The organism is Thiolapillus sp. (assembly GCF_048562965.1).
GTDB lineage: Bacteria > Pseudomonadota > Gammaproteobacteria > Chromatiales > Chromatiaceae > Thiolapillus > Thiolapillus brandeum_A.
Map to the genome: position 1 here is coordinate 1 of NZ_JBHNMF010000181.1, position 6,180 is coordinate 6,180.

Sequence of the window (6,180 nt, forward strand, 5' to 3'; positions counted from 1 at the left end):
CGCGTTCGGAGGCCTACTTTGTTTTCCCTCTGGCGCAAGGCACGCCGGGAAAACAGTGCGGCCTCGCGGCTACTGGGGTCTACCAGCCTTCGCTTCGCTCTCCATGGCTGGCAGCGCCGGTCTGTGGTATGGAGGTGTCGGATGACAGCGAGTATCACTACGGTTTTGCCGGAGTGGAATACCACTTCTGCAGTGAACATTGTGAAAGCCAGTTCGAGGCAGACCCTTCGCGGTTCGTGAAAGGCGATGAGACCGAAGACAAGAGTCATTCCCATCATTCACATGAAGCGGGTGAATGCCATCATGAGGAGCATCACACTTCGCATGCCACTGAAGCTGTGGCCGGTGCAGTGTACACCTGCCCCATGCATCCCGAGATTCGGCAGGATCATCCCGGCTCCTGCCCCAAGTGCGGCATGGCGCTGGAGCGTGGGGATATACCTCAGTCTGCCAGCCACACCGAATACACTTGTCCCATGCATCCGGAGATTGTTCAGGACCATCCCGGCAACTGTCCCAAATGCGGCATGGCGCTGGAGCCACGTTCGGTGGCGGTGGAAGAGGACAATACGGAACTCGAAGACATGAGCCGACGCTTCTGGGTAAGTGCTTTGCTGTCTGTACCGGTGTTTATTCTTGCCATGGTGGCGGATCTTGCCCCGGGACTGTTGCCTGACAGTTTGAGCATGAAGAGCGTGCAGTGGATCGAGTTTGTCCTTGCGACACCCGTGGTGTTGTGGGGTGGCTGGCCTTTCTTCGTGCGTGGCTGGCAGTCGGTACGCACCTGGAATCTCAATATGTTCACACTCATTGGCCTGGGTGTCGGCGTGGCCTGGGCGTATAGCGTGGTTGCTTTGCTGTTTCCCCAGATATTTCCGCCGAATATGCAGGGTGAGGAAGGCAGGGTTGCGGTCTATTTCGAAGCGGCTGCCGTCATCACGGCGCTGGTGCTGCTGGGGCAGGTGCTGGAACTGCGGGCACGCAGCAATACCAATGCCGCAATAAAGATGCTGCTGGGGCTAGCGCCTAACAGTGCACGGCGTGTCAATGCCGATGGCAGTGAGGAAGACATTCCCATGGAGCAGGTCATGCCCGGTGATATCCTGCGGGTGAGGCAGGGAGAGAAGATACCCGTGGATGGCGTCGTGACCGAAGGTGGCAGCCTGGTGGATGAGTCTATGGTCACGGGTGAACCCGTGCCTGTGGAGAAGCAGGCGGGTGATGCGCTGATCGGCGCCACGGTGAACGGTACGGGCAGTTTGCTGATGCGGGCAGAAAAAGTGGGTGCGGATACACTCCTTTCACAGATCGTGAAAATGGTGAGTGAGGCACAGCGTTCCCGTGCGCCCATTCAGAAACTGGCAGATGTGGTGGCTGGCTATTTCGTGCCGGCGGTGGTGCTGGTCGCTGTGCTGACTATGATCGTGTGGGGGTTCTTTGGACCCGAGCCGCGATTGGCACATGCGGTGATCAATGCGGTCGCAGTACTCATCATTGCCTGCCCCTGTGCCCTGGGCCTGGCGACGCCCATGTCCATCATGGTGGGTACGGGCAAAGGTGCGAGCCTGGGCGTGCTGATCAAGAACGCCGAAGCACTGGAGGTGATGGAAAAAGTCGATACCCTGGTGGTGGACAAGACCGGCACTCTGACAGAAGGAAAACCCAGCCTGGTTTCCGTGCAGGCAACCGATGAATTCCCCAGGGACACTGTGCTGCGACTGGCTGCGAGCCTGGAAAGGGCCAGTGAGCACCCGCTGGCGGAAGCTATCGTCCGTGGGGCCGAGGAGCAGGGTATCCGTCTGGCAGCGGTGAATGAATTCGACTCCGTCACCGGTCATGGTGTTAAGGGTGTTGTAGAAGGACATGAGGTGGCGCTGGGTAAACGCAGGCTGCTGGAAGAATTGTCCGTGGCTGTGGAACCCTTGCTGGAGAATGCCGAAGCGGGACGGCTGGAAGGCCAGACCGTCATGTGCGTGAGTATCGACGGGAAAGCAGCCGGTCTGATCGGCGTGGCTGATCCCATAAAAGACACGACTGCAGAAGCCATTCGTGATCTGCATGGAGAAGGCGTCAGGGTAGTGATGCTCACTGGCGACAATGCGACGACTGCCCAGGCGGTGGCAGACAAGCTGAATATCGATCGGGTGGAAGCCGAAGTATTACCTGACCAGAAGGCGGCCATCGTCAAGAAACTGCAGGCTGAAGGCAGGATCGTGGCCATGGCGGGTGACGGCATCAATGACGCACCGGCACTCGCTCAGTCCCATGTGGGTATTGCCATGGGGACGGGTACCGACGTTGCCATGGAGAGTGCCGGTGTCACGCTGGTAAAAGGTGACCTTCGGGGCATCGTGAGAGCACGGCGACTGAGCCGGGCCACCATGCGCAACATACGTCAGAATCTGTTTTTTGCCTTTATCTACAACTCCCTTGGCGTACCGGTTGCAGCGGGTGTGCTGTATCCCTTCTTCGGACTGCTGCTCTCACCCATTATCGCTGCGGCGGCCATGAGTTTCAGCTCTGTATCGGTCATAGCCAATGCTCTGCGGCTGAAAAGCAGCAAGATATGATTGAATGAAAGACAGGTAAAGACAATGACAGTTTTAAACAACAATGCGATGAGTACATGGGATGTCAGACGGATCATCCGACTTGCCGGGGCCCTGACTCCAGAGGATGTTGCAGACATCAGCCAGGTGCTGGAGGCGCTGCCAGGCATGAGCAGTTCGCTACAGGTGGAAGCCGGCAGCACACAGATCACGGTAGTCTATGACGCCAGCCGGCTGGATTACACGGTTGTGGTGACGGCACTCGAGGAGGCCGGTTTTGCCGTAGCGAAGGACTGGTGGAACGGCCTGAAGGCGCGGGTCTACCAGTTCTCCGATGCCAATGCCCGCGACAATGCCAAGGCTCCGCCTCCGGCCTGCTGCAACAAACCACCCAAATGAAACCCTTGGCCGTTTGCCTCTCTTCCCCGCAAGAGTCAGGGGCGAACGCGCACCACGGCTGTATTTGAACGCTTACCCTTACCCTTTCCCTGTTTTCGGAAAGGGGATTCCTGCTTGTTTTCGAAGCACCCGCTTCAGCGGTGGTTTATTCTGCTGTTACTAATACATTCGAGAATCATTATCAATAGCAAAATTAAAAATTGCCGTGGAATGTATCGATGAGAAAAATCCTGTTGGTTTTGTTATATCTGCTGGGCACCGCTGCAGCACAGGCAGCCACACCATTGCAGCGAATGCAGCAGCTCGTGGACTATGTCGGCGTGGACTATCCTGGGGCCGTTGCAGGCGGTGAGGTTGTCAATCCTGTGGAATATGCAGAAATGCTCGATTTCTCCAGAACCATACAGGATCTGGCTGAGGGATTGCCGGTCACGGAAGCGCGTCCTGAAATCCGGACTACTGCAGCATTGCTGAACAGCCTGGTCACAGCCAGATCCGATGCGCACCAGGTCTCGGAAGCCACAGGCAAGCTGAGACAACTGCTGATCAACGGTTATGATCTTGCCGTGACACCTGCCCGCACACCGGATCTGCAGCGGGGAAAGGCGCTGTTCGCGCAACAGTGCACCAGTTGTCACGGTGTGGAGGGCAAGGGCAATGGTCCTCTGGCCAGCACCCTTGAGCCGGCCCCGACCAACTTCACTGATCTCGACAGATACCGTCAGCGCACGCTGCATGGCCTGTACAGCACCATCACCCACGGTGTGAATGGTACGGCTATGAAGAGCTATGCAAAGCTGCCGGATGATGATCGTTGGGCACTGGCTTTCTATGTAGGACAGCTGGCGCCGACAGACCTGATGAAGTTCGAGGGAAAACAGGTCCTGCTCGCGGGCAGCATCGCTCTGGACTGAATCGGCAAACAGGACCTGACCTCAAGAACTCCGGCAGAAACAGAGGCTGAATATGGGGCGCAGGCGGCAAATATGGTGGCCTGGTTGCGCAGCCATCCGGAGGCGCTGTTTACGCAGCAACAGGGATCCACCCTTTCCATTGCCCGCGAAAACCTCGAGAAAAGCCTGTCAGCCTACAAACAGGGAGACCACAAGGCAGCCCACGAGCTTGCGGTCACCGCCTATCTCGAAGGCTTCGAACTGGTTGAGGGCAATCTCGACAATATCGATCACGCACTGCGCCTGCAGATCGAGAGCGGTATGACCCGGTTCCGTTCGCTGATCAAAGATGAGGCCAGTGCAGAAAAACTGCAGAGTCAGGCTGCATTGCTCAACAACCTGCTGCTCACAGCAGAGCAAAAACTGTCCAGCACGCAGCTTTCCGCAACTGCGGCTTTCGCCAGCGCCCTGATGATACTGCTGCGGGAAGGACTGGAAGCCATTCTGGTCATTGCCGCCCTGGCAGCGTTTCTGGTCAAGACCAACCGTCGCGACGGCCTGCGCTATCTGTATGCAGGCACAGGCCTGGCTTTCCTGCTGGGCATCGTGACTTGGTATGTATCAGCCAATGTGGTGGAGATCGGTGGCGCCGGGCGTGAACTCACCGAAGGTTTTGCTGCCCTGTTTGCTGCCGCCATGCTCTTCTATGTGGGCTTCTGGCTGCACAGCAAGACAGGGGCTGCCCAGTGGAAGGATTTCATTCAGGGCAGTATCAGGAAAGCGCTGAGCAAGGGTACGCTGTGGGGACTGTCGGGGCTGGCATTCATCGCGGTCTATCGTGAGATATTCGAAACCGTGCTCTTCTATCAGGCACTGTGGCTGCAGACCGGCGAAGAGGGCCGGGGAATGATACTGAGTGGTTTCCTGGTGGCTTCTGCGCTGTTGATATTGCTGGCATGGCTGATTCTGCGCTACAGCACGCGCCTGCCGCTGAGACAGTTCTTCGCCGTTACCAGTGTGTTCATGTTTGTGCTGGCGGTCGTGTTTGCCGGCAAGGGTATTGCTGCACTGCAGGAAGCGGGAAAACTGCCGGTGAATGTCATCAACTTCCCACGCATCGATCTGCTGGGCATTTATCCCAACCTGGAAGGGCTGGGTGTACAACTCGCGCTGGTGTTTCTGGCTGTCCTGCTTTTGTGGAAAAGCAACAGGGACAGCAACAGACTTTCCCGGCAATAATCAGGAGAAATCCGTGAACAGAAAAATATTGTATACCTTCATGTTGGCTACCGTATTGCCCGGACTGGTATTGGCCGGCATGGGCATGATGAACGGTCCCGGCATGATGCGCGGCGGCATGATGAACATGTCCATGGTCCGGCACCAGTATGTGATGCGTAACGGGCTGCCTTCTGCCTATTCCGGCAGGAGCAACGGGCTCAAGCCCAGTGCTGAAACCCTGAATGCGGGCAAGCAGCTGTTCAACGCCAACTGTGCAAGCTGTCACGGCGAGAGCGGGCGGGGAGACGGTCCTGCCGCAGCCGGTCTGAATCCCAGGCCTGCCAATATCGCCCGCTTTGCCAGGATGCCCATGGCTTCCGATGCCTATCTGTACTGGACCATCGGTGAAGGCGGTACGCCTGTGGGCAGTGCCATGCCGCCTTTCAAGGATGTACTGTCGGAGGAAGAGATCAGCCGCATCATGCTGTATCTGCGTCGTATGTGACAAAAGCCATAAGCACATTGCTTTGTTGAAAAACCCGGACGGTGGCCTTCCGCTGTATCCGGGTTTTTTGGTTTATCGAACCGGCCAACAATTTAATGATGTGTTAACACTGCGATCGCTGCCAGCCATGGAGAGCGAAGCGAAGGCTGGTAGACCCCAGTAGCCGCGAGGCCGCACTGTTTTCCCGGCGTGCCTTGCGCCAGAGGGAAAACAAAGTAGGCCTCCGAACGCGGCGTCCAGTCATATGGGAGTCAAGTACGGAGCAGCAACGAGCTTGCGAAGTTGTTGCGTAGTGCTTGGTGACCAGGACGGCTGGGGCACAAATAGGTTGTCAAAGGCTGAGTCGATTTTGGGGACTGGGATGTCCCAAAATCTATCACGAGGCCGAAGACACGCTTGTTCTCATGTGAACGGGCATTGCAGGCAAGTGATTGGTTTGAATGCATATATTTTGTTGGCACAGAAGCTGCTTATGCTTCTTTCAGATAAATGAATCGTAACTACTCACCCCTATCAGCATAGAGCTGTCCCGAAAAGGCCATTTGAATGGCGACCAGCGGATTGTATCCCTGATTTGCCATGGTCTGCAGGTAACTGGAGATGCGGCAATAGG

At 56.8% G+C, this 6,180-nt stretch carries 6 protein-coding genes; 5 read left to right on the forward strand and 1 reads right to left on the reverse strand.

What is annotated here, in order from left to right; translation table 11 throughout:
- The first annotated feature begins 128 nt into the window (after positions 1-128).
- The 5 genes from ACOCD2_RS10560 to ACOCD2_RS10580 all read left to right on the forward strand — a co-directional run bounded on the left by ACOCD2_RS10560 (position 129) and on the right by ACOCD2_RS10580 (position 5,567).
- Complete coding sequence (locus ACOCD2_RS10560) at positions 129-2,570, forward strand: heavy metal translocating P-type ATPase (RefSeq protein WP_293649437.1); 2,442 nt, start codon at positions 129-131, stop codon at positions 2,568-2,570.
- 24 nt (positions 2,571-2,594) lie between these two features.
- On the forward strand, positions 2,595-2,948 hold the full coding sequence (locus tag ACOCD2_RS10565) for a hypothetical protein (RefSeq protein WP_293680127.1): 354 nt from the start codon (positions 2,595-2,597) through the stop codon (positions 2,946-2,948).
- Positions 2,949-3,166: 218 nt separating this feature from the next.
- A complete protein-coding gene (locus ACOCD2_RS10570) occupies positions 3,167-3,862 on the forward strand; it encodes a c-type cytochrome (RefSeq protein ID WP_293652573.1) in 696 nt (231 codons plus the stop codon).
- A gap of 72 nt (positions 3,863-3,934) precedes the next feature.
- Complete coding sequence (locus ACOCD2_RS10575; RefSeq protein WP_293652572.1) at positions 3,935-5,080, forward strand: FTR1 family iron permease; 1,146 nt, start codon at positions 3,935-3,937, stop codon at positions 5,078-5,080.
- A 13-nt stretch (positions 5,081-5,093) separates the two neighbouring features.
- Entirely contained in the window at positions 5,094-5,567 is a 474-nt protein-coding gene (locus tag ACOCD2_RS10580; protein WP_293649796.1) for a c-type cytochrome, read from the forward strand.
- Positions 5,568-5,818: 251 nt separating this feature from the next.
- On the opposite strand, the gene ACOCD2_RS10585 is transcribed toward ACOCD2_RS10580, so the two are convergent.
- Positions 5,819-5,947, reverse strand: a complete 129-nt coding sequence (locus tag ACOCD2_RS10585) for a hypothetical protein (RefSeq protein WP_293646551.1) — start codon at positions 5,945-5,947, stop codon at positions 5,819-5,821.
- Between the last annotated feature and the right edge of the window lie 233 nt (positions 5,948-6,180).

Excerpts from the sequence above, each read along its gene's own strand:
- ACOCD2_RS10560 (WP_293649437.1), top strand. The coding sequence starts at position 129 with ATGGAGGTGTCGGATGACAGCGAGTATCACTACGGTTTTGCCGGAGTG.
- ACOCD2_RS10565 (WP_293680127.1), top strand. The coding sequence starts at position 2,595 with ATGACAGTTTTAAACAACAATGCGATGAGTACATGGGATGTCAGACGG.
- ACOCD2_RS10570 (WP_293652573.1), top strand. The coding sequence starts at position 3,167 with ATGAGAAAAATCCTGTTGGTTTTGTTATATCTGCTGGGCACCGCTGCA.
- ACOCD2_RS10575 (WP_293652572.1), top strand. The coding sequence starts at position 3,935 with ATGGTGGCCTGGTTGCGCAGCCATCCGGAGGCGCTGTTTACGCAGCAA.